Consider the following 24,950-nt stretch of genomic DNA (forward strand, 5'->3'; position numbering starts at 1 on the left):
GAGACGTTCGACAATGACTGCCGCCACCGCCAACAGCCCCTGGTACAAGCACCTCTGGCCCTGGATCATCATCGGCATCCTCACCACCTCGGTGTGCCTGAGCCTGACCATGGTGAGCATCGCCGTGCGCAACCCGGACAACCTGGTCAACGACAACTACTACGAGGCTGGCAAAGGCATCAACCGCTCGCTGGACCGCGAACTGCTGGCCCAGACGCTGAATCTCAAGGCCAGCGTGCACCTGGACGAGCTGACCGGCGAGGTGGCATTGCGCCTGACCGGCAACAGCGATCCGCAGACCCTGGAGCTGAACCTGATCTCGCCGACCCAGCCGGACAAGGACTGCAAGGTCCAGCTCGCCCGTGCCGAGGCCGGGCGCTATGTCGGTCAGCTCGAAGACAAGGTCGAGGGCCGGCGCTTCGTCGAGCTGCTCGGCAACGAGAAGGGCCAAGTGTGGCGGTTGTTCGAGGAAGAGAAGGTCGAGCACGGCGTGCCCCTGGAGTTGGGCGATGAAGCCCTGCAGGGCGCCGAGCACCAAGAATGAAACGCCATATCAGTTCCGACCCCGTGGGAGCGGGCTTGCCCCGCGATGGCGGTCGCCCGGACAACAGCATTGCCTGGGCTGACGCTATCGCGGGGCAAGCCCGCTCCCACAGGTTTTGCACTGCTGCCCAAGGTCAGGTATGACACCAATGACCCAACCCACCCCCTGCTACCACTGCGCCCTGCCCGTCCCCGCCGGCAACCGCTTCAGCGCCGTGGTGCTTGGCCAGCCCCGGCAGTTCTGCTGCCCTGGCTGCCAGGCGGTGGCCGAGGCCATCGTCGCAGGTGGGCTCGAGCACTACTACCAGCACCGCAGCGAGACCAGCGCCAATCCCGAGGCACTGCCACGGCAATTGCAGGACGAACTGGCGTTGTACGACCGCGCCGACGTCCAGCAGAACTTCGTGCAGCACCAGGGCACCCTGGCCGAAACCACCTTGATGATCGAAGGCATCAGTTGCGCCGCCTGCGGCTGGCTGATCGAGAAGCATCTGCGCAATCTCGAAGGCGTTGGCGAGGCGCGCCTGAACCTGTCCAATCACCGTCTGCACGTCAGTTGGAACGACGGGCAACTGCCGCTCTCGCGGCTGATCGCCGAACTGCGCGGCATCGGCTACGCCGCCCACCCCTATCAACCCGACCAGGCCGCCGAACAACTGGCCCGGGAAAACCGCACGGCGCTGCGCCGGCTCGGCGTGGCTGGCCTGTTGTGGTTCCAGGCGATGATGGCGACCATGGCCACCTGGCCGGAATTCAACATCGACCTGTCGCCCGAACTGCACACCATCCTGCGCTGGGTCGCGCTGTTCCTGACCACGCCGATCGTGTTCTACAGCTGTGCACCGTTCTTCAAAGGCGCTGCTCGTGACCTGCGTATCCGCCACCTGACGATGGACGTCTCGGTATCGCTGGCCATCGGCCTGGCCTACGGCGCCGGGATCTGGACCGCGATCACCGGCAGCGGCGAGCTGTACTTCGACACCGTGGGCATGTTCGCCCTGTTCCTGCTCACCGGCCGCTACCTGGAGCGGCGCGCCCGCGAGCGCACGGCAGCGGCCACTGCGCAACTGGTCAACCTGCTACCGGCCTCGTGCCTGCGCCTCGACGCGCAGGGCCGTGCGGAACGTATCCTGCTGGCAGAGCTGGCCTGCGGCGATCGCGTGCAGGTCCTGCCGGGCACCGTGATTCCCGCTGACGGCCGCATCCTCGAAGGCCGCTCGAGCATCGACGAATCGCTGCTCACCGGTGAATACCTGCCCCAGGCCCGACGGGCTGGCGACCGGGTCACCGGCGGCACGCTCAACGTCGAGAGCGCCTTGACCGTAGAGGTCGACGCCCTCGGCCAGGATTCGCGCCTGTCGGCCATCGTGCGCCTGCTCGAGCGCGCGCAATCGGAAAAGCCACGCCTGGCACAGATCGCCGACCGCGCCTCGCAGTGGTTCCTGCTGTTCAGCCTGGCTGCCGCGCTGACCATCGGTCTGTGGTGGTGGCACCTGGATGCCGAGCGCGCATTCTGGATCGTCCTGGCGATGCTGGTCGCGACCTGCCCCTGCGCACTCTCGCTCGCCACTCCGACGGCACTGACCACGGCCACCGGCACCCTGCACAAACTGGGCCTGCTGGTGACCCGCGGCCATGTGCTCGAAGGGTTGAACCAGATCGACACCGTGGTGTTCGACAAGACCGGCACCCTGACCGAAGGACGCCTGGCCCTGCGCAGTATCCGCCCGCTGGGCAGCCTTGCACCCGAACGCTGCCTGGCCCTGGCCGCCGCCCTGGAGAACCGCTCGGAACACCCGATCGCGCGTGCTTTCGGGCGCAGTGCCGAACCTGCCGACGATGTCCAGGCTGTACCTGGCCTGGGCCTTGAAGGTCAGGTCGGGCAGCAGCGCCTGCGCATCGGGCAGGCCGCCTTCGTCTGCGCCCTGAGCGGCGCCGAAGTGCCGGCCGTACCCGAGCCACGCGGGCAGTGGCTGCTGCTGGGTGACCGGATGGGCCCGCTGGCCTGGTTCAGCCTTGACGATCGCCTGCGTGACGATGCCAGCGAGTTGCTGGCCGTGTGCAGGGCGCGCGGGTGGCAGACCTTGCTGCTGTCGGGCGACAGTTCACCGATGGTCGCAGAAGTCGCCGCGCAACTGGGCATCGACCAGGCCATCGGCGGCCTGCGCCCGGACGACAAGCTGGCGCGGGTCAAGGCTCTGCAGGCGCAAGGACGCAAGGTGCTGATGCTCGGCGATGGCGTCAACGACGTCCCGGTACTGGCGGCGGCCGACATCAGCATCGCCATGGGCTCGGCCACCGACCTGGCCAAGACCTGCGCTGACGCGGTGCTGCTGTCCAACCGCCTGCAGGCCCTGGCGCAAGCCTTCGAACTCGCGCGCCGGACCCGGCGCAACATCCTCGAGAACCTGCTATGGGCAACGCTGTACAATGGGCTCATGCTGCCCTTCGCCGCGCTGGGCTGGATCACCCCGGTGTGGGCGGCGATCGGCATGTCGGTGAGCTCGCTGATCGTGGTGCTCAATGCCCTGCGCCTGACGCGTATGCCGACAGTGCAGGCGGCCAATGCTGCCCCCAGTCCGGTCATGGCCTGAGCAGGAGTTCGATCGTGCATGACATGGCTTTTGCAGTCTGAAGAGGACACCCCAATGCCCGCCCTCTACGTGATGATCCCCGCGGCCCTGCTGCTCGTCGGCGTGGCGGTATACATCTTCTTCTGGGCCGTGGACAGCGGCCAGTACGACGACCTCGAAGGCCCTGCCCACAGCATCCTGTTCGACGACCAGGATCCGCGCCACCAGGCCGCGGTGAAACCCGAAGCGACCACACCCGAGCAACCCGACGACAAGGATCCCGCCCCGCGTGCCTGACCTGCTCCCCTTGCTCGGTTCTGCCCTGGTGCTCGGCCTGCTCGGCGGCGGCCACTGCCTGGGCATGTGCGGCGGCCTGATGGGTGCCCTGACCCTGGCCATCCCGCCCGAACAACGCGCCCGCCGCCTGCGCCTGCTGATCGCCTACAACCTCGGCCGCGTGCTCAGCTACGCGGCCGCCGGCCTGCTGCTGGGCCTGGCCGGCTGGGCCCTGGCCAGCAGCCCGGTGGCGCAGGTGCTGCGTGTGGCGGCGGCCCTGCTATTGATCGCCATGGGTCTGTACCTGGCTGGCTGGTGGAGCGGGCTGACCCGTATCGAGGCCTTGGGCAGGGGCCTGTGGCGGCACATCCAGCCGGTGGCGTCGCGCCTGCTCCCGGTCTCGAGCCTGCCCAGGGCCCTGCTGCTGGGTGCCTTGTGGGGCTGGCTGCCCTGCGGGCTGGTCTACAGCACACTGCTGTGGGCAGCGAGCCAGGGCAATGCGGCACACAGTGCGGCGTTGATGCTGGCATTTGGTGTCGGCACCTGGCCGGTGTTGCTGGCCACAGGCCTGGCTGCCGAACGCGTCAGCACCCTGCTGCGCCGACGCAGCGTGCGCATGACGGGCGGGGTGATGGTGATGCTGTTCGGCCTGTGGACCTTGCCGGGGCCACACCAGCATTGGCTGATGGGGCATTGACCGCGACAGCTTGATACAAGTCAACACGGTACCCCGCGCCCTTCCCTAGACTCCGGGCACTGCTGCTCTATCCGGGGACTGCCCACATGCTCGACGACCTACGTTGGGACGCCGACCTGATCCGTCGCTACGATCTGGCCGGACCACGCTACACCTCCTATCCGACCGCTGTGCAACTGCATGGCGAAGTGGGCTCGTTCGACCTGCTGCACGCCCTGCGCGAGAGCCGCCGTGCGGTGCGCCCGCTGTCGTTGTACGTGCACGTGCCGTTCTGCGCCAACATCTGCTACTACTGCGCCTGCAACAAGGTCATCACCAAGGACCGCGCCCGCGCCGCCCCCTACCTGCAACGCCTGGAGCAGGAAATCCAGCTGGTCGCCTGCCACCTCGACCCCAAGCAACGCGTCGAACAACTGCATTTCGGCGGCGGCACCCCCACCTTCCTCAGCCATGTGGAACTGCGCCAACTGATGACCAGCCTGCGCCAGCACTTCAACCTGCTGGACGATGACTCCGGCGACTACGGGATCGAACTCGACCCGCGCGAGGCCGACTGGTCGACCATGGGGCTGCTGCGCGAGCTGGGCTTCAACCGCGTCAGCCTCGGCGTGCAGGACCTCGACCCGGCCGTGCAACGAGCGATCAACCGCCTGCAGAGCCTGGAACAGACTCGCACCCTGGTCGAAGCTGCACGCACCCTGCAATTCCGCTCGGTGAACCTCGACCTGATCTACGGCCTGCCGCGCCAGACCCCGGAAGGTTTCGCACGCACCGTCGAGGAGGTGATTCGCCTGCAGCCAGACCGCCTGTCGGTGTTCAACTACGCGCACCTGCCCGAACGCTTCATGCCCCAGCGACGCATCGACGCCACCGAGCTGCCGGCCCCGGCCGTCAAGCTGGAGATGCTGCACAACACCATCGAGCAACTCACCGCCGCCGGCTATCGCTATATCGGCATGGACCACTTCGCCCTGCCCGACGATGAACTGGCCATCGCCCAGGAAGAAGGCACCCTGCAGCGCAACTTCCAGGGCTACACCACCCACGGTCATTGCGACCTGGTGGGGCTGGGCGTTTCGGCCATCAGTCAGATCGGTGACCTCTACTGCCAGAACAGCAGCGACCTGAACACCTACCAGGACGCCCTCTCCAGCGCCCAACTGGCGACCCAGCGCGGCCTGTTGTGCAACCAGGATGATCGTGTGCGCAGGGCCGTGATCCAGCAGTTGATTTGCCACTTCGAACTGGATTTCGAGCAGATCGAGCAGGCATTCACCCTGGACTTTCGCGGATATTTCCATGAGGTCTGGCCGCAACTGCAGGCCATGCAGCGAGATGGCCTGATTACGCTGGACACGCGAGGCATCAAGGTCTTGCCGGCCGGCCGCCTGCTGGTGCGCTCGGTATGCATGGTGTTCGATGCCTACCTGGCACTGCAGAATCGCCAGCGATTTTCCCGGGTCATCTAGTCGATTTGCCGGGACGTTACACCGCATGGACAGCTCGCCTTTGTCAGGCACACCATGGATGGTCGAAGGCATCCGCGCCCACCTGCGCAGATCGCCGCCGAGCCGCACCAAAAAAGTGCAGGCTGGCCTCTAATCCAGCTGTAGGTTACCCTTACAGCTTATGTGTGCTTTATCACAAGGATCGAAAGAAATGTCCGAGCCAGTCAAACTGCGCCCCCACAGCCAGGCCCATTGCAAGGATTGCAGCCTGGCCCCCCTGTGCCTGCCCCTGTCGCTCAATCTTGAAGACATGGACGCACTGGATGAAATCGTCAAACGCGGCCGCCCACTTAAGAAGGGCGAGTTCCTGTTCCGCCAGGGTGACAATTTCGGCTCGGTCTACGCTGTACGCTCCGGCGCCCTCAAGACCTTCAGCCTCAGCGATGCGGGCGAAGAACAGATCACCGGCTTCCACCTGCCCAGCGAACTGGTCGGGCTTTCGGGCATGGACACCGAAGCCTATCCGGTATCGGCCCAGGCCCAGGAAACCACCTCGGTCTGCGAAATCCCCTTCGAACGCCTCGACGAGCTCTCCGTGCAACTGCCACAACTGCGCCGCCAACTGATGCGGGTGATGAGCCGCGAGATCCGTGACGACCAGCAGATGATGCTGCTGTTGTCGAAAAAGACCGCCGACGAACGCATCGCCACCTTTCTGGTCAACCTCTCGGCACGCTTCCGCGCTCGTGGCTACTCGGCCAACCAGTTCCGCCTGAGCATGTCGCGCAACGAAATCGGCAACTATCTGGGCCTGGCGGTGGAAACCGTGTCGCGCGTGTTCACCCGCTTCCAGCAGAACGGCCTGCTCAAGGCCGAAGGCAAGGAAGTGCACATCCTCGACCCGATCCAGCTCTGCGCGCTGGCCGGTGGTGCGATGGAAGCTTGAGCTCATTGACTTCAGCCCCTGGAGCACAAAGCCAAGCGGGCTTCAACTGATATTTTTGTCAGTTGAAGCCCGCTTGATGGAAACACATACTTATTGCTCCTCAATGCGATCAGGGAGCAGATCATGACCACGCCAAAATCGAGCGACAATTTTGAAAGTGCCAGTCTCGAAACCTTTAAGCTGAAAAATCAGTACAAAAGCAGCAAGTACTCAAAGCATCATTTCGAGCTTATCGAGCAGGGTGACAGCAAGTATTCATCGGGGTTCTCAAAAGCAATCAGCACAGGCTTAGGCAATCAGGTGCTTGTTGTTGGACAAGGTAGTTGCGTTCGTATCGTTTTCGGTGAGCCGGTCAAGGATGTTGCCTGGGTGTATCACCTTGATAACCCCGAGAACGTGTTCAATGTCACTACTGAATTGGGCGGCGATAAGCAAACCTTTGGCGCTGGCACGATCACTCCGCTGGTAACGGTAGGGCTAGGTGAAAGCAAGGTAGAGGCCATCGAAATTCAGGCCACCAGCGCAGGTTCACTGCATATCGACTCACTGACCTGGAACAAGGTCTGACCAGACAGGATCTTGGGCATCATCCAACAAGGTATACTGGACCAATTGATCATCCAGGATATCCCAGATGCACAGCGACACCTTCGACCTCAAAGCCCTGATCCGCCCGGTAGTGGACTTTCCCAAGCCGGGTGTGATCTTTCGTGACATCACCCCGCTGTTCCAGTCGCCACGCGGACTGCGCTATGTCGCCGACCAGTTCATCGAGCGCTATGTCGAAGCCGAGTTCAGCCACATCGGGGCCATGGACGCACGCGGTTTCCTCATCGGTTCGATCATCGCCCACCAGTTGAACAAGCCACTGATCCTGTTCCGCAAGCAGGGCAAACTGCCAGCCAACGTGCTGTCGGAGCCCTATCAAACCGAATACGGCGAAGCCTTCCTGGAAGTGCATGCCGACAGCCTATGCGATGGCGATTCGGTGCTGATCTTCGATGACCTGATCGCTACCGGCGGCACCCTGCTGGCGGCCGCCAACCTGGTGCGACGTACCGGGGCCAAGGTGTTCGAGGCCGCAGCGATCATCGACCTGCCCGAACTCGAAGGCTCGCGCCGCCTGCAAGCTGCCGGCGTTCCAACCTTCTGCCTGACCGAGTTTTCGCTGTCCGAATACTGATCGCCATCGGGCCGAACCCGACCCCCTCGGGTTCAGCCCAGCTGGCGGAACACCAGCGCCTTCAACCCGCCCTGCGGGTCCGCATCGGGAAACTCCGGCGGGTTCTCCAGGCGCTCGACAAAGACCAGCTGCGGCGCCTGCTGCGCCATGCCGTCGATGAGAAACTCCGGGCCGATCGCTGGATCGTTCACGCAAGCCAGCACCGTCCCGCCTTCACTCAACAGCTCAGGTAGACGACGCAGGATCTTGGCGTAGTCCTGGGTGAGCACGAAGCTGCCACGCTGGAAGGTCGGCGGGTCGATGATGATCAGGTCGTAGGGTCCGTACTTGCGCACCTTGCCCCATGACTTGAACAACTCGTGCCCGAGATAAGCGACACATGAAGCATCGTGGCCATTGAGGCGATGGTTCTCACGCCCACGCGACAACGCCGACTTGGCCATGTCCAGGTTCACCACCTGCTGCGCGCCACCGGCAATGGCCGCCACAGAGAACCCGCAGGTGTAGGCGAAGAGGTTCAGCACCCGCTTGCCCGCCGCCTGCTCACGCACCCAGCGGCGGCCGTAGCGCATGTCCAGGAACAGGCCGTTGTTCTGCCGCACCCCCAGGTCCAGCAGGTACTTCAAGCCGTCCTCGATCACCTCGCGCTGCTGGCAGGGCTCGCCGAGCAGCCACTGGCCCGGGCTGTCGGGCAGGTAGCGATGCTGCAGCAGGATCGCCTGGCCGCTCCATTGCGGGCGCTCGGCGAGGGCATGCAGCATCGCCTCGAGCTCGGCCAACTGGCCATCGGGCGGCTCGCGGAACAGCGCGACCAGCAGCACCCCGTCGAGCCAGTCGACGGTGATCTGCTCCAGGCCCGGCCAGCAGCGGCCACGGCCGTGGAACAAACGACGGGTTTCGACAGGCGCGGGGTCGAGGGCGGTGAGCAGGTGCTGCTCCAGGGTGTGAATCGGGGAGGTCATGGCGGGCCGCATAGCGAAAAACCGCCATTCTACCTGCTTTGTCAGGCCGGGGCCGCCCTGCGCCACCTGAACCACCACCCCTGCTGCATCCCTGCCGCCGCCAGCAGGATCAGCGCCACGCCCAACCACTGCAGCGGCGCCAAGCGATGACCGAACGCCACCCAGTCCACCAGGATCGCGGCGATCGGGTAGATGAACGACAGGGCGCCGGTCAGCGCCGTGGGCAGGCGTTGGATGGCGCTGTACAGCAGCACGTACATCAACCCGGTATGCACCACCCCCAGTGTCACCAGGCTACCCAGCGCGGCAGGCGCTGCCGGCAGACCGCCGAACCCGACCCAGGGCGCCAGCAGCAGTGCCCCGGTGCTTACCTGGATCAAGGCAATCAGGTGCGGCGGTGTCCCGCTCAAGCGCTTGATGATCAAAGCCGCCAGGGCGTAGAGCAACGCCGCCCCCAATGCTAACCCAATGCCCAGCAGGTACTCATCGCCGCCCTGCCCTTGCCCGTGAGCGCTGACGATCGCCAGCATGCCGACAAAGGCCAGCCCCAGCCAGGTCAGCTTGGCTGCGGTGATCCGCTCACCGAGAAACACCGCCGCCAGGCCCACCAGCATGAACGGCTGGACGTTGTACACGGCGGTGCCGATAGCGATCGAGGCCCGTGAATAGGAGGCGAACAGCAGTAACCAGTTGCCAACGATGGCGACCCCGCTGAGCACCGCCAGCAGAAAAGTGGTGCGGGTCAGGATGCCGGGCTTGAGAAAGCCCATGAACGCGCAGATCAGCAGCAAGGTGCCAGCGCCCAGGACACAACGCCAGAACACCACATCCAGCACCGGCTGCCCGGACACCAGCACGAACCAGCCGATGGTGCCGGATATCAGCATGGCGGCGACCATTTCCAGTGAGCCGCGACGAATCGAACTGTCCATCTCATGCCTCCTGTCGAAGATGGCAACAGTATGCTGGCGCGGATATTGGCACTCCAGCGGATAAACAAGGCCAGAATCACCAATCGCCTTTACTATCAAGGCAGTTTTGCACTTTTACCTCACGAGGCAAGTATGACCGACGATATCGACCAACTGCTGATCAATGCCCTGATGGAGGATTCGCGCCGCTCGCTCAAGGCCCTGGCGCAGATCAGCGGCCTCTCCGCCCCCAGCGTCAGCGAGCGGCTGCGCCGCCTGGAAGAACGCGGCGTGCTGCGCGGCTACACCGTGGAAATCGACCCACGCTGTTTCGGTTACCAGTTACAGGCCATTGTGCGAATCCGGCCGCTGCCGGGGCAATTGCAGGAAGTCGAGCGGCAGATCGTTGCCATTCCCGAGTTCACCGAATGCGACAAGGTTACCGGCGAGGACTGCTTCATCGCCCGCCTGCATGTGCGCTCGATGGAACAGCTGGACACCCTTCTTGACCGGCTCAACACCCTCGCCGAGACCAACACCGCGATCATCAAGAAGACACCGGTCAAGCGGCGCCTGCCGCCGATGGCTTGACCCAAGACTTGTACACAAGAATGTCACCTAGAGTGCCATTTTTGTGTGCACTGGTTACGGACATGCCCCAACACGTTACACCGGGAAGCCGATAAAAATTGACTATAAAATCAACTAATAAGCGAATGCAAAATAAATACTGATCAAATGGTCAACTTATAGTTCTTTATTTTCATGACGTTATAAAACAAAAGGAGAAAGTCAAAGTAATAGCAACTCTGAAACTGTGCCCTCTCTGGCATGGAACTGGCTTGAGTGAACTTGTGTTTTGTATACAACTTGAGCAAAACATAAATACACAAGAACACGCAGCGCCTGCCCCGCAGGCCGCTAGCGCCCAGAACCCAGTGATGCCAATGCTGCACAGACGAGAAGGCGAGCCCGTGCGCAAGCCCGCCTCATCGCAGTCCTAGCGCATCAGGAGCCGCCGGAATGAGTAGCAGTCTCGACCTTGCCCCTGAACTTTCCGTTGCCAGCACCAGCCCCACCGCCACCACGCTGGAAAATCCCGCCGGGCCGTACGAGCTGAGCCCACGTCTGCACAACCGGGACCTGGCGCCCACCCGTATCGAGGGCCGCCGCTGGGGTGGCTACAGCATCTTCGCGCTGTGGACCAACGATGTGCACAACATCGCCAACTACTCCTTCGCCATGGGGCTGTTCGCCCTGGGCCTTGGCGGCTGGCAGATTCTCGTCTCCCTGGCGATCGGTGCCGTGCTGGTGTACTTCTTCATGAACCTCTCCGGCTACATGGGCCAGAAGACCGGCGTGCCGTTCCCGGTCATGAGCCGCATCGCCTTTGGCATCCATGGCGCACAGATTCCCGCGCTGATCCGTGCGGTGATCGCCATCGCGTGGTTCGGCATCCAGACTTACCTGGCCTCGGTGGTGCTGCGCGTGCTGCTCACCGCCGTGTGGCCACAGGTTGCCGCCTATGACCACGACAGTATTCTCGGGTTGTCGAGCCTGGGCTGGGTGTGCTTCGTGGCAATCTGGATCGTGCAACTGGTGATCCTCGCCTACGGCATGGAGATGGTGCGCCGCTACGAAGGTTTCGCCGGGCCGGTGATCCTGCTGACCGTGGCGAGCCTGGCCGCCTGGATGTTCTTCAAGAACGATGCGCGCATCGCCTGGTCGGTGGCCGATCCACTGACCGGCTACGAGATGTGGCGCAACATCTTTGCCGGCGGCGCGCTGTGGCTGGCAATCTACGGCACCCTGGTGCTCAACTTCTGCGATTTCGCCCGTTCCTCGCCGTGCCGGCGGACCATCCGCGTCGGCAACTTCTGGGGCCTGCCGGTGAACATCCTGGTATTTGCGGTGATCACTGTGGTGCTGTGTGGCGCACAGTTCCAGATCAACGGCCAGGTAATCGACAGCCCGACGCAGATCGTCGCCACCATCCCCAACACACTGTTCCTGGTGCTGGGTTGCCTGGCCTTCCTGATCGTCACCGTCGCGGTGAACATCATGGCCAACTTCGTCGCCCCGGCCTTCGTGCTCAGCAACCTGGCGCCACGCCACCTGAACTTCCGTCGTGCCGGGCTGATCAGCGCCACCGTGGCGGTGCTGATCCTGCCATGGAACCTGTACAACAGCCCGCTGGTGATCGTGTACTTCCTGTCTGGCCTGGGCGCCCTGCTCGGCCCGCTGTACGGGGTGATCATGTCCGACTACTGGCTGCTGCGCAAAGGCCGGATCAACGTGCCGGAGCTGTACAGCGAGAACCCGGCCGCTGCCTATCACTACTCCCGCGGCGTCAACCTGCGCGCGGTCGCGGCCTTCATTCCATCGGCCCTGCTGGCCATCGTCCTGGCACTGGTACCGCACTTCCACAGTGTCGCGCCGTTCTCCTGGTTGATCGGCGCAGGGACCGCGGCCGCACTCTACCTGCTCATCGCGCCGCGCAATCGCCAATACCTCGACGTCAGCGGCGAAGCCATCGCCGTCGACCACAGCAGCCATTGATCAAGGGACATTCGTTCATGCGTATTCTGATCGCCAACGTCAACACCACCGAAGCCATCACCGAGGCCATCGCCGAACAGGCACGCAGCGTTGCAGCGCCTGGTACCGAGATCGTCGGGCTGACGCCCTGGTTCGGCGCGGAGTCGGTGGAGGGGAACTTCGAGAGCTATCTGGCCGCCATCGCCGTGATGGATCGGGTGCTGGCCTACGACCAGCCCTACGACGCCGTGATCCAGGCCGGCTATGGCGAGCATGGGCGCGAAGGTTTGCAGGAGCTGCTCAATGTCCCGGTGGTGGACATCACCGATGCCGCCGCCAGCACCGCGATGTACCTGGGCCATGCCTATTCGGTGGTCACCACGCTGGACCGCACCGTGCCGCTGATCGAGGATCGCCTGAAGCTGTCAGGGCTGTATGACCGCTGCGCCTCGGTACGGGCCAGCGGCCTGGCGGTGCTGGAACTGGAAGCTGATCCGAAGCGCGCCGTGGAGGCCATCGTCGAACAGGCCGAGCGCGCCGTGCGTGACGACAAGGCCGAGGTGATCTGCCTGGGCTGCGGCGGCATGGCCGGGCTTGACGAGCAGATTCGCCAGCGTACCGGCGTGCCGGTGGTCGATGGCGTGAGTGCGGCGGTGACCATCGCCGAATCGCTGGTGCGACTGGGGTTGAGCACGTCGAAGGTGCGCACCTATGCGACGCCACGGGTGAAGAAGGTGGTGGGCTGGCCGATGCGGCTGGGGCGATAAATTCAGCTCGAGGCCGCCGTATCGTCATCCTGAAGGCGCGGCGGCCTTGTCACAAGCTGACCCACTCTCCCAGTGATGCTTACGACTTGTCGACATGCCGGTTGCTGCGCAGCATGAGAAAAATGCCGATAGATACAGCGGTTGACTTCCACATGATTATTTCGTGACCAAAAACTCTCCACATTTCGGTCCAGAAAAAGCTGGCCAAGCCACCCGCTAGAAGGGCCAGCCCTACCCATCCGCGCCAGGGTGATACGGTCCAGCGATCCAGGGTCCACCAGATGATCATGATCAAAATCGGCTGCAGCAGATCATCGAACGACATGTTCAACCCCAGCTTTCAGTAACAGGGAAGTAGAACTGCGTTGCGGACCAATACCGCCCTGGACCTTGGCCTCGACTGATACCAAGACATCCCCCGCGTGAAACGTTGGCAGACGGTCGGAGACAAAAGCGAATGTGCCCATCTTTGCCGCACCAACTACCAACGCCGGGGCGAACGTCCCGGTGACTGCAGCCCCCCCTGCCGACACCAGAGCAGCGACTGTCCAGCGCTGTGAGTTCAGAGCATCCCCCTGCTCGCGCGTCAACGGCAATGAAACCGCCACCGCCATCACACAGGGCAACTGCCCGGCCTGCATCCGTTCGTACACCTCCTTCACCTTGCCGACCACGCGATATTGATGTCGGCCCGTTGTCGGAATATGCAGCGTATTGAGCCAGCAGCAGTTATCGGCCCTGACAGTGAACTCGATGACATCGAAGGTCACGCCGCGATGACCGATAAACCGATAAGCTCGATCGATTTCCATGCAACCTCGCACTCCCCACGCCCGAAATCGGATTTCCGGAAACCCGTGGACAGTGCCTTGTCGTCATCTGGAAATAAGTCAGCCCGGATACCGCGAGCGAGTCAAAAACATCTGAATCAAGTCGGGCAAACTTCGGATCCGCCATCGAGCTCCTGGCGTACGTTGCGACTGAGCATCGTGGCCTTACCGTCATGCCAGGTCAGGGTGATCACATAGAGGGTGTCGAAGTCGTCGCCGTCCCAGTCCGAGGTGATGACGCGCTTCTCGCCCAGGGCCTTCCCGGCCACGGCGTTGATCAGGTCTGGCAGGTAGCCGTGGGACCACGCGGTGTAGACCGTGGCGTTGCGGTACTTGGCGCGTAGCAGTTCTTCGGCGAGGTCGTCATAGTCGTTGGCGCCGAAGTCGATATTGACCGGCAACCCGAGGCGGATGGCGCTGGGGCTGATGGTCATGAGCGGGCGGATGTAGCTGTAGCGTTTATCCTCGCTGCCCTCCTCGACATGTCGGCCGGGGTCGGCGGCGAACACGTAATCGGCAGCGCCGAATCGCTCAGGCAGCAACGTGGCCAGGTCGATGGCGCGGTTGAGGCCCTGGCAGTTCAGTTGCCCCAGCCCCTCGCCGGGCTTCTCGGCATGGCGCAGGAACACCAGTGTCTGGGTTCCGTCACCGTGCTGGTCGCGGCTTTGCACCACATCGAGGGTCAGCGGTATCAGCACCGCAGCGAGGGTGAGACCGAGAAACAGGTGACGGCGTCGCAGGTATTGCATCCACTTCATGGCAGGGCTCGTTCGGCTAAGGACGGGGAGCATCCTTGCCTGTGCACCATCCTTGCCGGCGGCGGTGCAAGGCACCGGCCGCCTGATGGGCTCTTCCATGCTGGCCCTCCCTGGCAGCAGCCATGTTGGACCATCGATGTTGCCGAATTACGTCACCCTCGCAACAACTGGACATCAATCATCCCGCGTCAGCACCTCAAGCAGCTCGATCTCGAAGGTCAGGTCCGAGTTCGGCGGAATGCTGCCCACGGAGCGCTCGCCATAGCCCAGGTGCGCAGGTACTTGCAGCCTGCGCTTGCCGCCCACGCGCATGCCCATCAGCCCCTGGTCCCAGCCCTTGATCACCCGGCCGGTGCCGATCACGCACTGGAACGGCTTGCCGCGCGACCAGGACGAGTCGAACTCGCTGCCGTCGGCCAGCCAGCCGGTGTACTGGGTGGTGATCAGGGCGCCTTTGACCACGGCCTTGCCCTCGCCTTCCTGGATCTCGGTGATGTGCAGTTCCTGAGTCACGGTCATTTCCTTGCGGCAGATTTCGAGGCCGCCCTTTTCTCAGGAATGCAAAGGTTTGGCAAGTCCGGGAGTGACGTCGTGCTGGCACATCGACCACCGGACGCCACCGATCACCTTCACGATGGCTGCCGTCTCCAGCCAGGTAGGGGCAGTCCGGCATAAAGTCCCACGGCTTCGCCGAGTTGTTGCGACACAGGCTTAGCTGAACAGCTGCATGACCTGCTCGCCGGTGAGGTCTTGGGTCTCATTGGAGAAGCAATACCAGCTCGGACGCTGTTCAACGTAGATCTGCATCGTGAACTGCCAGTCATCGCCTTTGAGCAGGCCGACCGGCAAGGCGTACTCATTCTTGTCGATCAGCCGGTAATAGAGGTGGGTGCCACACTGCCCGCAAAAGCCCCGCTCGGCCCATTCCGAGGAACGGTAGACACTGGGATCAGCACCTTCGAAACGGGGCGGCTGGGAGCAGTGCACCGCGAGCATCGGGCCTCCGGCCCAGGTGCGGCACATGCTGCAGTGGCAAGCGTTGACTTCGAGGTTGTCGACCGTGGCGGTCAGGCGGATGGCGCCGCAGAGGCAGGCGCCGTGCTTGGTGTGAGACATGGGGGGGCTCCTGACGGGTGGGGAAGCTGCAAAGTATAGCGGTGCAGCTACAGACCTCTTGGCGGGCAAGTCGCAGCGGCGAACCGCCGCACAAGAGGCCCGCAAAGCCATCCTCGCCTCAGATGAACACTGTCCCTCGCATATACAGTGCCCCACGCCCGCTGATGATCACCCGGCCATTCCCCGGCACCTCGCACTGCAACTGCCCCTTGCGCACCCCGCCCTGCTCGCAGCTGAGGCTGCGCTTGCCGAGGCGCTCGGACCAGTAAGGCGCCAGCGTCGTGTGCGCCGAACCGGTCACCGGATCCTCGTTGACCCCTACGCGTGGGCCGAACCAGCGGGTAACGAAGTCGAAGCCACGGCCCGGCGCGGTCACGGCAATGCCACGCACATCGAAGGCCGACAGCGCGACGAAATCGGGCTTGAGCGGATCGATCAAGGCTGCGTCGTCGATTACCACCACGAAGTCGTCCGAGCGGTACAGCGCGCGGGCGCTCGGCAGGCCCAAGGCCTTGAGCAGGCCATCGGGGAAATCCACCTCCACCGGTTGCTTGGCCGGGAAGTCCATGGCCAGCAGGCCATCAGCACCGCGCCTGACCCGCAACTCGCCACTGCGGGTATTGAAACGTAGCACTTCGGCCTGTTCGCCCAGTTGCTCGAACAACACCCAGGCCGAAGCCAGCGTGGCGTGGCCGCACAGGTCGACCTCCACGGCCGGGGTGAACCAGCGCAGGTCATAGCCTTCGCCGTTGCGCACGAAGTAGGCCGTCTCGGACAGGTTGTTCTCTTCGGCGATGCGCTGCAGCACATCGTCCGGCAGCCAGCTCTCCAGCGGGATCACCGCCGCCGGGTTGCCGCCAAAAGGTTTGGCCGAAAAAGCATCGACCTGGAAGATCTCAAGTTGCATGCACACACTCCTTGTCAGGCGGGATCGAAAGCTGGGGGTTACGACAGTACTGGCGTGAGCACCGGCTCGCCAGCGAAGAATGCCTGGAGATTGCGCAGCACCAGGGTCACGGTATCGCGCGCCGCTTCCGGCGACTGGCCGGCGACATGCGGGGTCAGCACGGTATTGCCCAACACCTTGAGTGCCTCGGGCACGGCAGGCTCGTCATCGAAGACGTCCAATGCGGCACCAGCGATGATGCCCGCCTGCAATGCCTGCACGAGCGCCTGGGTATCGACCACGCTCGCGCGGGCGATATTGACCAGATACCCCTCGCCCCCCAGCGCCGCGAGCACCGGGGCATCGACCAGGTGCAAGGTACCGGCACCACCCGGGGTGGCGATCACCAGGATGTCCACGGCCTGGGCCAGTTGCAACGGGCTGTCGTACCAGGTGTAGGGCACATCGGCACGCGGCGTTCGACTGTGGTAGCTGACGCTCATGTCGAAGCCCTGCGCCGCACGCTTGGCGATGGCCTGGCCGATGGCACCAAGGCCGATGATGCCAAGGCGCTTGCCGCTCACCGAGGGGCTGATGACCCGGTTCCATTCACCGCGCCGGGTGCTGGCATCGGCCCGGGGAATGTCGCGCAACATCGCCAGCAACAGGGCCATGGCGTGATCGGCGACCGGGCCTGCGTTGGCGCCAGCACCGTTGGTGACGGTAATGCCACGGGCCTTGGCGGCGGCCAGGTCGACCTGCTCATAGCCTGCGCCGATCACGCAGATGATTTCGAGTTTGGGCAGTGCCTGGATTTCCGCACCGGTCAGGCCCAGCGGGCCACGGGTGAGGACAGCGTCGATCTGTTCGGCATGCTCGGCGATGGCTTGCGCACGCCGTTGCGCGGATGGGGCACGAATCAGGTGGTAACCGGCCTGCTCCAGCAGCGGCAGGTAATCGTCGACGGTTTCCACCAGTACCAGGACTGTCTTGCTCATGCCACCCTCCGGTTCGATTCAGAGGGGGATTATGCCAGTTCGGTTGGAGACTGCGAGGGCCTCTATCGCGGGGACGCGCCCACGACAGAGGCGTGAAGGATACTTACTGCGCGAAGGCCCTGCCCAACCCACCCGGCACACCGCTGCTGTCGGTCTCCTGCCAGGGGCCATTGGGGCTCAGCGACCAGCTCCAGCCATTGTCATAACGGTAGTAAGTGCGCTGACGATAGAAGGTGTTGGGCTGCTTCTCCAGCACATAGACGCCAAGCTTCGGATCCCAATGGCTGGCACCGCCCGGCGGCGGCGCGAAGCTCGCGGAGGTGCGTGGCATCGGCTTGGGAATACCGGACGGCGCACCAGGCTGCGGTGCGGGCTGGCCGCCCGGCAGCGGCTTGACCACCGGCCCCTGGTGCGGTGGAGGGGTGGTCTCGATCGGTGGCAGCGACTCGCGCTCGCCTGGCTGATGCACCGTACAGGCGGAAAGCCCCAGGGCCAGGGTGATCAAGGTCAGGCGTACGCTGCGGTTCATGGCGGCAATCTCTTATCGGTCGGGGCGGTCGATGGTCAGCTGCTGGGTTGGCTGGCCACGGGTAGCCAGCGGCGCGCTCTGGCCGATCCACTCGCCCTGGGTCGGCTGGCCGGCACGCGATACGCGCGCAACCAGTTGGACTTCAGCGAAGTCCGACAGTTTCATCTGCGGCATCATCGCGTCGGCATCCGACAACTGCACTTCGATCGGCAACTGCGCCACCGTCACTCGCTTGGCCGCCAGCGGCATCGGCGGGCCGTTACTGGCGCGGGCGAAGATGAACACGGTGTCGTCCGGCTTGACCTTGTCCTTGAGCGCTGCGGCCAGCTCGACGCGCACGGTCAGGCTCGCAGTCTGCACCGGCTTGCCGCCGTCAGCCTTGAGCTTGTCGGCAGCGCGGTCGATCCCACCCTGCAGGGCGGCGCGCGAGGCATCGCCTTCGGGCAGTTGCGCCAGCAGGCGCTGCCAGTAGTCGATCGCTTCCTGATAGCGCTCGCCCTCGAAGGCAGCGATGCCGCGCAGCCCCAGGCTGGTGACCTCGTTCGGGTCGGCCTTGAGCGCTTCGTCGGTCAGGCTCTGCAGTTGTGGGCTCCAGTGCTTGTCGGCAGCGAAGTACTGCGCCTGGGCCCACTGCCCGAGCAGCTCGGGCTCACGACCAGCCAGGGCGACCGCACGTTCGAAGGCCTTGGCGGCATCGGCAGGACGCTGGTCGGCCATGTAGGCGCGGCCCAGGAAATACAGGCCCTCGGCAGAGTCCGGCTGGGCCTGCACGGCACGCTCCAGGCGCGTGGTCATCTCCTGCATGGTTTTCGGCGCGTCGGCGAACTCACGGGTCAGCTCGACCTTGTCGGCGGCGCCGAAATGCAGGTACAACCCCAACGCCATCACCGGTACCAGCACGGCAGCCACCAGGGGCAGGGTCTTGCCCAGATGCCCCTGACGCGGCGCCTCGCTCCCTTCGGTGTCGGACAGCAGTTCACGGGCTGCCTCATCGCGACCCTTGGCCAGTTGCCCGGCGTCGAGCACCCCGGCCTCCTGCTGTGCAGTCAACTCGGCGACCCGCTCCTGGTACAGGGCCACGTTGAGCGCGGTGCGGTCTTCTTCGGCCTGCTGGCGGCGGCCACGCAGGATCGGGATCATCAGGAAAGCCAGGGCGGCGAGCAACAGCAGGCCCGCACTCAGCCAGAATTCAGTCATGGGTCTGTTCTTTATCCAGCAGTTTGGCGAGACGTTCGCGTTCGTCCACGGAGAGTTCGCAGGTGCCTTGCGCCACCGGGCTGCGGCGCCGACGGACGATCACCGCCAGCACCACGAAGCCGCCAGCCAGCAACACGCCAGGGCCGAACCAGAGCAGCCAGGTACGCGCCGTCAGCGCTGGCTTGTAGCGTACGAAGTCGCCATAGCGATCGACCATGAAGTCGATGATCTGCTGGTTGCTCTGGTTTTCGCCGAGCATACGGAAGATCTCCCGGCGCAGGTCGGCGGCGATCGGTGCATTGGAGTCGGCAATGTCCTGGTTCTGGCACTTGGGGCAGCGCAGTTCCTTGGTCAGTTGCTGGTAGCGCTCGCGCTCGGCATCGTCGCGAAACTGATAGGTATCGATAGCCGCCCTGGCCATGCCGGCCAGGCTCAAGCCGAGTACGGCGGCGGCAAGCCAACGCTTCATGGCTGCCCCTCATCGACCAGCCCCTGGTACAGCGGCGCCAGTTGCTCGCGCCAGACCGTGGCATCGACCACGCCGACATGCTTGTAACGAATGATGCCCTTGGCGTCGATCAGGAAGGTTTCCGGCGCGCCGTACACGCCCAGGTCCAGGCCCAGGGTGCCCTGCTCGTCGCGGATATCGAGCTGGTAAGGGTTGTGGAATTCGGCCAGCCATTTGAGCGCGGCGGCGTTGTCATCCTTGTAGTTGATCCCGTGGATCACCACCCCTTGCTCGGCCAGTTGGTTCAGATAAGGGTGCTCGACCTTGCACGACGGGCACCAGGTGCCCCAGACGTTGACCAGCGCCGGCCGTCCCTGCAGGTCGGCCTGGGTCAGGGTCCGGTCGCCCTGCACGCTCTGCAGCGAAAATGCCGGGAAGGGCTTGCCGATCATCGCCGACGGCAGTTCGTCGGGCTTGAGGAACAGCCCCTTGTACAGAAACACGGCCATCAGCAGGAACACCGCCAATGGCACTACCATGATCCAACGCTTCATGCCGCCGCTCCAGACAGGCCCAATGTTTCGCGCACCCGCGCCGTGACCTTGATCCGATAACGCCGGTCCAGCGCCGCGAGCAGACCGCCCAGCGCGGTCAGCAGGCCGCCCAGCCAGATCCAGCGCACGTAGGGCTTGATGTGTACCCGTACTGCCCAGGCACCGTTCTCCAATGGCTCGCCCAGGGCGACATAGAGGTCGCGGGTAAAGCCTGCATCGATACCGGCCTCGGTCATCATCGATTGCTGCACGGTGTACAGGCGTTTTTCCGGGTGCAACACCGTCACTTCACGCCCCTCACGCGACACACGGATGGTGCCCCTGTCAGAAATGAAGTTCGGCCCCTCGAAGTGCTTGGCGCCCTCGAACAGGAAGTGGTAACCGCCCAGCTCGACGCTTTCGCCCGGCGCCATGCGCAGGTCGCGCTCGGCGCTGTTGTTGCTCGACAACACCACGCCCAGGGCACACACCACCAGCCCCAGGTGGGCCAGGTGCATGCCCCAGTAGCTGCGGTGCAGGCCGCGCAGGCCCTTGAGCAGGCCTTTGTGACGGGTCTTGTCGAGGATGTCGCGCACACCGCCGAGCACCACCCAGGCGGCCAGGGCGAAGACGCTGAGCGCCGGCCAGTCGAAGTCGTCGACGATCAGCCCGGCGACCGGCGCCAGGATCGCGCTGCCGATCAGCACCGGCGTCAGCATGCCGAACAGCCATTTGCCAGGCGTATCCTTCCAGCGCACCAGTACACCGATTGCCAGCACCACCATCAGCAGCGCCATCAACGGCAGGAACAACGCATCGAAGTAAGGTGGGCCGACCGACAGCTTGGCGCCGGTCAGGGCGTCGAGCACCAGCGGGTAGAGCGTGCCCAGCAGGATCATCGAGGCGGCCACCACCAGCACCAGGTTGTTGGCCAGCAGCAGCGTCTCGCGCGACCACAGGCCAAAGCCCACGTGGCTCTTGACCACCGGAGCGCGCAGGGCGAACAGGGTCAGCGAGCCGCCGACCACGAACAGCAGGAAGATCAGGATGAACACACCGCGCGACGGGTCGGCGGCGAAGGCGTGCACCGAGGTCAGTACCCCGGAACGCACCAGGAAGGTACCCAGCAGGCTCAGCGAGAATGCCGCGATGGCCAGCAGCACGGTCCAGCTCTTGAACACCCCGCGCTTTTCGGTCACCGCCAGCGAATGGATCAGCGCAGTACCGACCAGCCATGGCATGAACGAGGCATTTTCCACCGGATCCCAGAACCACCAGCCGCCCCAGCCCAGCTCATAGTAGGCCCACCAGGAGCCGAGGGTGATGCCGATGCCGAGGAAGGCCCAGGCGACAATGGTCCAGGGCCGCGACCAGCGTGCCCAGGCCGCATCCAGGCGGCCACCGAGCAGCGCCGCGATGGCGAAGGCGAAGGCCACCGAGAAGCCCACGTAGCCCATGTAAAGCATCGGCGGATGGACGATCAGGCCGAAGTCCTGCAGCAGCGGATTGAGGTCGCGACCGTCGGTGGGCACCTGCGGCAGCAGGCGGGTGAAGGGATTGGAGGTGATGATCAGGAACGACAGGAAACCTGTGCTGATCATGCCCATCACCGCCAGCACCCGCGCCAGCATCACCTGCGGCAACTGCCGCGAGAACACCGACACGGCGAAGGTCCAGCCCCCCAGGATCAACGCCCAGAGCAGCAGTGAGCCTTCGTGGGCACCCCACACGGCGCTGAACTTGTAGTACCAGGGCAGTGCGGTGTTGGAGTTGTGGGCGACATAGGCGACCGAGAAGTTGTCGGTCATGAAGGCATGGGTCAGGCAGGCGAAGGCAAAGGCGAGGAAGGCGAACTGGCCCCAGGCCGCGGGGCGCGCCAGGCCCATCCAGAGGCGGTCGCCGCGCCAGGCACCGAGCAGCGGCACGCTGGCCTGCACCACGGCAAAACAGATCGCCAGGATCATCGCCAACTGGCCAAGCTCGGGTATCACCAGGGCAGCGTTCATGGCTTGACCTCGCCGGCAGTGGCGGCCTGGCCGCTTTCCTTGAGCGCCTTGGTCACCTCGGGCGGCATGTACTTCTCGTCGTGCTTGGCCAGCACTTCGTCAGCCACCACCACACCCTCGGCGTTGAGCTTGCCCAGGGCAACGATGCCCTGCCCTTCGCGGAACAGGTCCGGAAGGATACCGCGGTAGGTGATCGGCACCGACTTGTTGAAGTCGGTGACCACGAAGCGTACGTCGAGCGAGTCGGCCGAGCGCTGCACCGAGCCCTTCTCGACCATGCCGCCGGCGCGAATGCGTGTGTCCTGCGGCGCCTCGCCATTGGCGATCTGGGTAGGGGTGTAGAACAGGTTGATGTTCTGCTGCAGGGCGCTCAAGGCAAAGCCCAGGGCCACGGCGACGCCGAGCAGCAGGCCGAGGATGAGCAACAGGCGTTTCTTGCGCTGCGGATTCACTGGTGGTTCTCCCGGCGCAGACGGCGCGCCTCTTCTTGCAGGTAGCGGCGGCGGGCCTGCAGCGGCAGGGCGACATTGATTGCCAGTACCGTCAGGCAAATGCCATAGGCCGACCACACGTACAGGCCGTGATGGCCCATGGCGAGGAAATCACTGAAAGAGGCGAAACTCATCGCACGGTCTCCCGGCCCAGGCTGTTCAGCACTTCGTCGCGCACCCAACTGGCACGCGCTTCGCGCTTGAGCACTTCAAGACGCATGCGCAGCAGCAGCACGGCGCCGAAGAAGCAGTAGAAGCCCAGCACCGTCAGCAACAGCGGCAGCCACATCTCGGCAGGCATGGCCGGCTTTTCGGTGAGGGTGAAGGTGGCGCCCTGGTGCAGGGTGTTCCACCACTCCACCGAGTACTTGATGATCGGGATGTTGACCACGCCGACGATGGCCAGCACCGCGCACGCCTTGGCGGCGCTGTCGCGGTTACTGATGGCCTGGCCCAGGGCGATGATGCCGAAGTACAGGAACAGCAGGATCAGCATCGAGGTCAGGCGCGCGTCCCACACCCACCAGCTACCCCAGGTCGGCTTGCCCCAGATGGCCCCGGTGACCAGCGCCACTGCGGTCATCCAGGCGCCGATGGGAGCGGCGCACTGCAGGGCGACGTCGGCCAGCTTCATCTTCCACACCAGCCCCACCACACCGGCAACGGCCAGCAGCACATAGCAGGACTGCGCCAGCATCGCCGCCGGCACGTGGATGTAGATGATCCGGAAACTGTTGCCCTGCTGGTAGTCCTGTGGCGCGAAAGCGAGGCCCCAGGCGATGCCCACCAGCAACAGGAGCACGGCAGCGATGGTCAGCCACGGCAGCATGCGCCCGCTGATGGCATAGAACCATTTTGGGGAACCCAGTTTGTGGAACCACGTCCAGCTCATTTTCATCAGGGTACATCCAGGGTCTTTGCCGGGCTTCGGTGCCCGGGACTCGTTATTCGCCGACGCTGATCTTCAGGCCGGCCGCTATCGCAAAGGGTGCCAATGTCACGGCCAGGGCGGTCAGGCTGGCCAGCCAGAGCAGGTGTCCGGTCGCGGGCATATTCTGCAACGCCGCCTGCAACGCACCACTGCCCAGGATCAATACAGGGATATACAACGGCAGAATCAGCAACGCCAGCAGCAAACCACCGCGCTTGAGCCCGACCGTCAGCGCCGCCCCCACCGCTCCCAGCAAGCTCAGCACCGGGGTGCCGAGCAGCAGCGAGCCTAGCAGCACCGGCAGGCAGGCGACCGGCAGCCCCAGCATCAGCGCCAGCAGTGGCGCCAACAATACCAGCGCCAGCCCGGAAAAGGTCCAATGCGCCAGCACCTTGGCCAGCACCAGCAATGGCAGTGGATGCGGTGACAGCACCCATTGCTCCAGCGAACCGTCCTCGAAATCGCTGCGGAACAGGCCGTCCAGCGACAGCAATACCGCCAGCAAGGCCGCGACCCAGACCAGTCCCGGCGACAAGGTTTGCAACAATTGTGTCTCGGGGCCGACCGCCAGCGGGAACAGCGCCACGACGATGGCAAAGAACACCAGCGGGTTGGCCAACTCCGCCGGGCGACGGAACAACAGGCGTGCTTCGCGGCGCAGCAACAGAAGGAATACGCTCATGCCGCCCACTGCCCCAGGTTGAGTTCGCGGTAGCCCGACGGCCTGCGCTCGAGGTTGTGATGGGTGGTCAGCACCACCGTGCCCCCCTGCTCGCAGTGCGCGGCCAGGTGCGCTTCGAGCTGGGCCACCCCTTGTTTGTCGAGGGCGGTGAAGGGTTCGTCGAGGATCCACAGCGGCGGGCAGTCCAGGTACAGGCGGGCCAGGGCGACACGGCGCTGCTGGCCGGCCGAGAGCGTGTGACAAGGCACGTCCTCGAACCCGCGCAGGCCGACTGCCTCGAGTGCCGTCCAGATGCCCTCGCGGGTCGCGGGGCGATGCAGGGCACAGAGCCAGGCAAGGTTCTCTTCGGCCGTCAGCAGTTCCTTGATCCCGGCAGCATGCCCAATCCACAGCAGGATGCTGGCCAGGGCATGGCGCTGGTCGCCCAGCGCACGGCCGTCAAGCAGGATCTGCCCGGCAGTCGGCTGCATCAACCCGGCCAGCAGGCGCAGCAGGCTGGTCTTGCCGCTGCCATTGGGTCCGCTGACCTGCAGCATGTCGCCGGGGCGCAGTTCGAAGTCCAGGTGCTCGAAGAGCAGTCGCCAGTCGCGCTCGCAGGCAAGGTTCGCGGCTTGGAGGTGGAGGGTCACGGTTTCGCCTTATGCTGTTCGTGGCGTGTCGAGCGGTGGCGCCTTCTTCGCGGGCAAGCCCACCCCCACAGA

Annotated in this window: 30 protein-coding genes; 11 read left to right on the forward strand and 19 right to left on the reverse strand. The window is 64.3% G+C overall.

Going from position 1 to position 24,950, the window contains the following annotated elements; all coding sequences use genetic code 11:
- The first annotated feature begins 13 nt into the window (after positions 1–13).
- From ACPZMI_RS18695 to ACPZMI_RS18730, 8 genes are all read left to right on the forward strand, one after another.
- Positions 14–544, forward strand: a complete 531-nt coding sequence (locus ACPZMI_RS18695; RefSeq protein WP_426352796.1) for a FixH family protein — start codon at positions 14–16, stop codon at positions 542–544.
- 148 nt (positions 545–692) lie between these two features.
- The gene (locus tag ACPZMI_RS18700; RefSeq protein WP_426352797.1) at positions 693–3,137 is read left to right on the forward strand and encodes a heavy metal translocating P-type ATPase; all 2,445 of its coding nucleotides are present in this window, start codon (positions 693–695) and stop codon (positions 3,135–3,137) included.
- A 54-nt stretch (positions 3,138–3,191) separates the two neighbouring features.
- The gene (gene ccoS, locus ACPZMI_RS18705) at positions 3,192–3,413 is read left to right on the forward strand and encodes a cbb3-type cytochrome oxidase assembly protein CcoS (RefSeq protein WP_186666356.1); all 222 of its coding nucleotides are present in this window, start codon (positions 3,192–3,194) and stop codon (positions 3,411–3,413) included.
- Positions 3,406–4,089, forward strand: a complete 684-nt coding sequence (locus ACPZMI_RS18710; RefSeq protein WP_426352798.1) for a sulfite exporter TauE/SafE family protein — start codon at positions 3,406–3,408, stop codon at positions 4,087–4,089. Before ccoS ends, ACPZMI_RS18710 begins: the two co-directional genes overlap by 8 nt.
- An 86-nt stretch (positions 4,090–4,175) precedes the next feature.
- The gene (hemN, locus tag ACPZMI_RS18715; protein WP_186666358.1) at positions 4,176–5,558 is read left to right on the forward strand and encodes an oxygen-independent coproporphyrinogen III oxidase; all 1,383 of its coding nucleotides are present in this window, start codon (positions 4,176–4,178) and stop codon (positions 5,556–5,558) included.
- A gap of 190 nt (positions 5,559–5,748) precedes the next feature.
- On the forward strand, positions 5,749–6,483 hold the full coding sequence (fnrA, locus tag ACPZMI_RS18720) for a Crp/Fnr family transcriptional regulator FnrA (RefSeq protein WP_186666359.1): 735 nt from the start codon (positions 5,749–5,751) through the stop codon (positions 6,481–6,483).
- A gap of 123 nt (positions 6,484–6,606) precedes the next feature.
- Complete coding sequence (locus ACPZMI_RS18725) at positions 6,607–7,050, forward strand: hypothetical protein (RefSeq protein ID WP_186666360.1); 444 nt, start codon at positions 6,607–6,609, stop codon at positions 7,048–7,050.
- Positions 7,051–7,117: 67 nt separating this feature from the next.
- Complete coding sequence (locus ACPZMI_RS18730; protein ID WP_186666361.1) at positions 7,118–7,666, forward strand: adenine phosphoribosyltransferase; 549 nt, start codon at positions 7,118–7,120, stop codon at positions 7,664–7,666.
- Positions 7,667–7,698: 32 nt separating this feature from the next.
- Here ACPZMI_RS18730 and ACPZMI_RS18735 read toward each other — a convergent pair whose 3' ends face one another.
- Positions 7,699–8,628, reverse strand: coding sequence for a class I SAM-dependent methyltransferase (locus tag ACPZMI_RS18735; RefSeq protein WP_186719890.1), 930 nt, complete (start codon positions 8,626–8,628; stop codon positions 7,699–7,701).
- 41 nt (positions 8,629–8,669) lie between these two features.
- The gene (locus ACPZMI_RS18740; RefSeq protein WP_426352799.1) at positions 8,670–9,560 is read right to left on the reverse strand and encodes a DMT family transporter; all 891 of its coding nucleotides are present in this window, start codon (positions 9,558–9,560) and stop codon (positions 8,670–8,672) included.
- A 132-nt stretch (positions 9,561–9,692) separates the two neighbouring features.
- Between ACPZMI_RS18740 and ACPZMI_RS18745 the strand changes: the two genes are divergently transcribed.
- The 3 genes from ACPZMI_RS18745 to ACPZMI_RS18755 all read left to right on the forward strand — a co-directional run bounded on the left by ACPZMI_RS18745 (position 9,693) and on the right by ACPZMI_RS18755 (position 12,844).
- Positions 9,693–10,130 (forward strand): Lrp/AsnC family transcriptional regulator, encoded by a 438-nt coding sequence (locus tag ACPZMI_RS18745; protein WP_063545655.1) that lies wholly within the window; start codon positions 9,693–9,695, stop codon positions 10,128–10,130.
- Between the two features lie 432 nt (positions 10,131–10,562).
- Complete coding sequence (locus ACPZMI_RS18750; protein ID WP_186719888.1) at positions 10,563–12,098, forward strand: NCS1 family nucleobase:cation symporter-1; 1,536 nt, start codon at positions 10,563–10,565, stop codon at positions 12,096–12,098.
- 17 nt (positions 12,099–12,115) lie between these two features.
- Positions 12,116–12,844, forward strand: coding sequence for an aspartate/glutamate racemase family protein (locus tag ACPZMI_RS18755; protein ID WP_426352800.1), 729 nt, complete (start codon positions 12,116–12,118; stop codon positions 12,842–12,844).
- A 79-nt stretch (positions 12,845–12,923) separates the two neighbouring features.
- Here ACPZMI_RS18755 and ACPZMI_RS18760 read toward each other — a convergent pair whose 3' ends face one another.
- The 17 genes from ACPZMI_RS18760 to ccmA form a co-directional block, all read right to left on the reverse strand.
- Positions 12,924–13,169: a hypothetical protein gene (locus ACPZMI_RS18760; protein WP_186666367.1), complete on the reverse strand. Its 246-nt coding sequence runs from the start codon at positions 13,167–13,169 to the stop codon at positions 12,924–12,926.
- On the reverse strand, positions 13,156–13,656 hold the full coding sequence (locus tag ACPZMI_RS18765) for a hypothetical protein (RefSeq protein WP_186710971.1): 501 nt from the start codon (positions 13,654–13,656) through the stop codon (positions 13,156–13,158). The genes ACPZMI_RS18760 and ACPZMI_RS18765 overlap by 14 nt, the downstream gene beginning before the upstream one ends.
- A gap of 116 nt (positions 13,657–13,772) precedes the next feature.
- Complete coding sequence (locus ACPZMI_RS18770) at positions 13,773–14,432, reverse strand: hypothetical protein (RefSeq protein ID WP_054894750.1); 660 nt, start codon at positions 14,430–14,432, stop codon at positions 13,773–13,775.
- A gap of 174 nt (positions 14,433–14,606) precedes the next feature.
- A complete protein-coding gene (locus ACPZMI_RS18775) occupies positions 14,607–14,945 on the reverse strand; it encodes an FKBP-type peptidyl-prolyl cis-trans isomerase (RefSeq protein ID WP_186666370.1) in 339 nt (112 codons plus the stop codon).
- 198 nt (positions 14,946–15,143) lie between these two features.
- Positions 15,144–15,548 (reverse strand): GFA family protein, encoded by a 405-nt coding sequence (locus ACPZMI_RS18780; RefSeq protein ID WP_186666372.1) that lies wholly within the window; start codon positions 15,546–15,548, stop codon positions 15,144–15,146.
- A gap of 118 nt (positions 15,549–15,666) precedes the next feature.
- Positions 15,667–16,455 (reverse strand): PhzF family phenazine biosynthesis protein, encoded by a 789-nt coding sequence (locus tag ACPZMI_RS18785; RefSeq protein WP_426352801.1) that lies wholly within the window; start codon positions 16,453–16,455, stop codon positions 15,667–15,669.
- Between the two features lie 38 nt (positions 16,456–16,493).
- Positions 16,494–17,432 (reverse strand): 2-hydroxyacid dehydrogenase, encoded by a 939-nt coding sequence (locus ACPZMI_RS18790; protein WP_186666376.1) that lies wholly within the window; start codon positions 17,430–17,432, stop codon positions 16,494–16,496.
- Between the two features lie 103 nt (positions 17,433–17,535).
- A complete protein-coding gene (locus ACPZMI_RS18795; protein ID WP_426352802.1) occupies positions 17,536–17,961 on the reverse strand; it encodes a hypothetical protein in 426 nt (141 codons plus the stop codon).
- A gap of 12 nt (positions 17,962–17,973) precedes the next feature.
- Positions 17,974–19,158: a c-type cytochrome biogenesis protein CcmI gene (gene ccmI / locus ACPZMI_RS18800; RefSeq protein ID WP_186710968.1), complete on the reverse strand. Its 1,185-nt coding sequence runs from the start codon at positions 19,156–19,158 to the stop codon at positions 17,974–17,976.
- Complete coding sequence (locus tag ACPZMI_RS18805; RefSeq protein WP_186666379.1) at positions 19,151–19,627, reverse strand: cytochrome c-type biogenesis protein; 477 nt, start codon at positions 19,625–19,627, stop codon at positions 19,151–19,153. Before ACPZMI_RS18805 ends, ccmI begins: the two co-directional genes overlap by 8 nt.
- The gene (locus tag ACPZMI_RS18810) at positions 19,624–20,160 is read right to left on the reverse strand and encodes a DsbE family thiol:disulfide interchange protein (RefSeq protein WP_288376089.1); all 537 of its coding nucleotides are present in this window, start codon (positions 20,158–20,160) and stop codon (positions 19,624–19,626) included. The genes ACPZMI_RS18805 and ACPZMI_RS18810 overlap by 4 nt, the downstream gene beginning before the upstream one ends.
- Positions 20,157–22,130: a heme lyase CcmF/NrfE family subunit gene (locus ACPZMI_RS18815; protein WP_426352813.1), complete on the reverse strand. Its 1,974-nt coding sequence runs from the start codon at positions 22,128–22,130 to the stop codon at positions 20,157–20,159. Before ACPZMI_RS18815 ends, ACPZMI_RS18810 begins: the two co-directional genes overlap by 4 nt.
- 11 nt (positions 22,131–22,141) lie before the next feature.
- Positions 22,142–22,597: a cytochrome c maturation protein CcmE gene (gene ccmE / locus ACPZMI_RS18820; protein ID WP_186666381.1), complete on the reverse strand. Its 456-nt coding sequence runs from the start codon at positions 22,595–22,597 to the stop codon at positions 22,142–22,144.
- Positions 22,594–22,770, reverse strand: coding sequence for a heme exporter protein CcmD (gene ccmD, locus ACPZMI_RS18825; protein ID WP_054895614.1), 177 nt, complete (start codon positions 22,768–22,770; stop codon positions 22,594–22,596). Before ccmD ends, ccmE begins: the two co-directional genes overlap by 4 nt.
- Complete coding sequence (locus ACPZMI_RS18830) at positions 22,767–23,534, reverse strand: heme ABC transporter permease (protein WP_186666382.1); 768 nt, start codon at positions 23,532–23,534, stop codon at positions 22,767–22,769. Before ACPZMI_RS18830 ends, ccmD begins: the two co-directional genes overlap by 4 nt.
- A 46-nt stretch (positions 23,535–23,580) precedes the next feature.
- Entirely contained in the window at positions 23,581–24,249 is a 669-nt protein-coding gene (gene ccmB, locus ACPZMI_RS18835) for a heme exporter protein CcmB (RefSeq protein WP_186666383.1), read from the reverse strand.
- Complete coding sequence (gene ccmA, locus ACPZMI_RS18840; protein ID WP_186666384.1) at positions 24,246–24,878, reverse strand: cytochrome c biogenesis heme-transporting ATPase CcmA; 633 nt, start codon at positions 24,876–24,878, stop codon at positions 24,246–24,248. Before ccmA ends, ccmB begins: the two co-directional genes overlap by 4 nt.
- Positions 24,879–24,950: the final 72 nt, after the last annotated feature.

This window comes from Pseudomonas wayambapalatensis (assembly GCF_049942315.1).
Classification (GTDB): Bacteria; Pseudomonadota; Gammaproteobacteria; order Pseudomonadales; family Pseudomonadaceae; genus Aquipseudomonas; species Aquipseudomonas wayambapalatensis.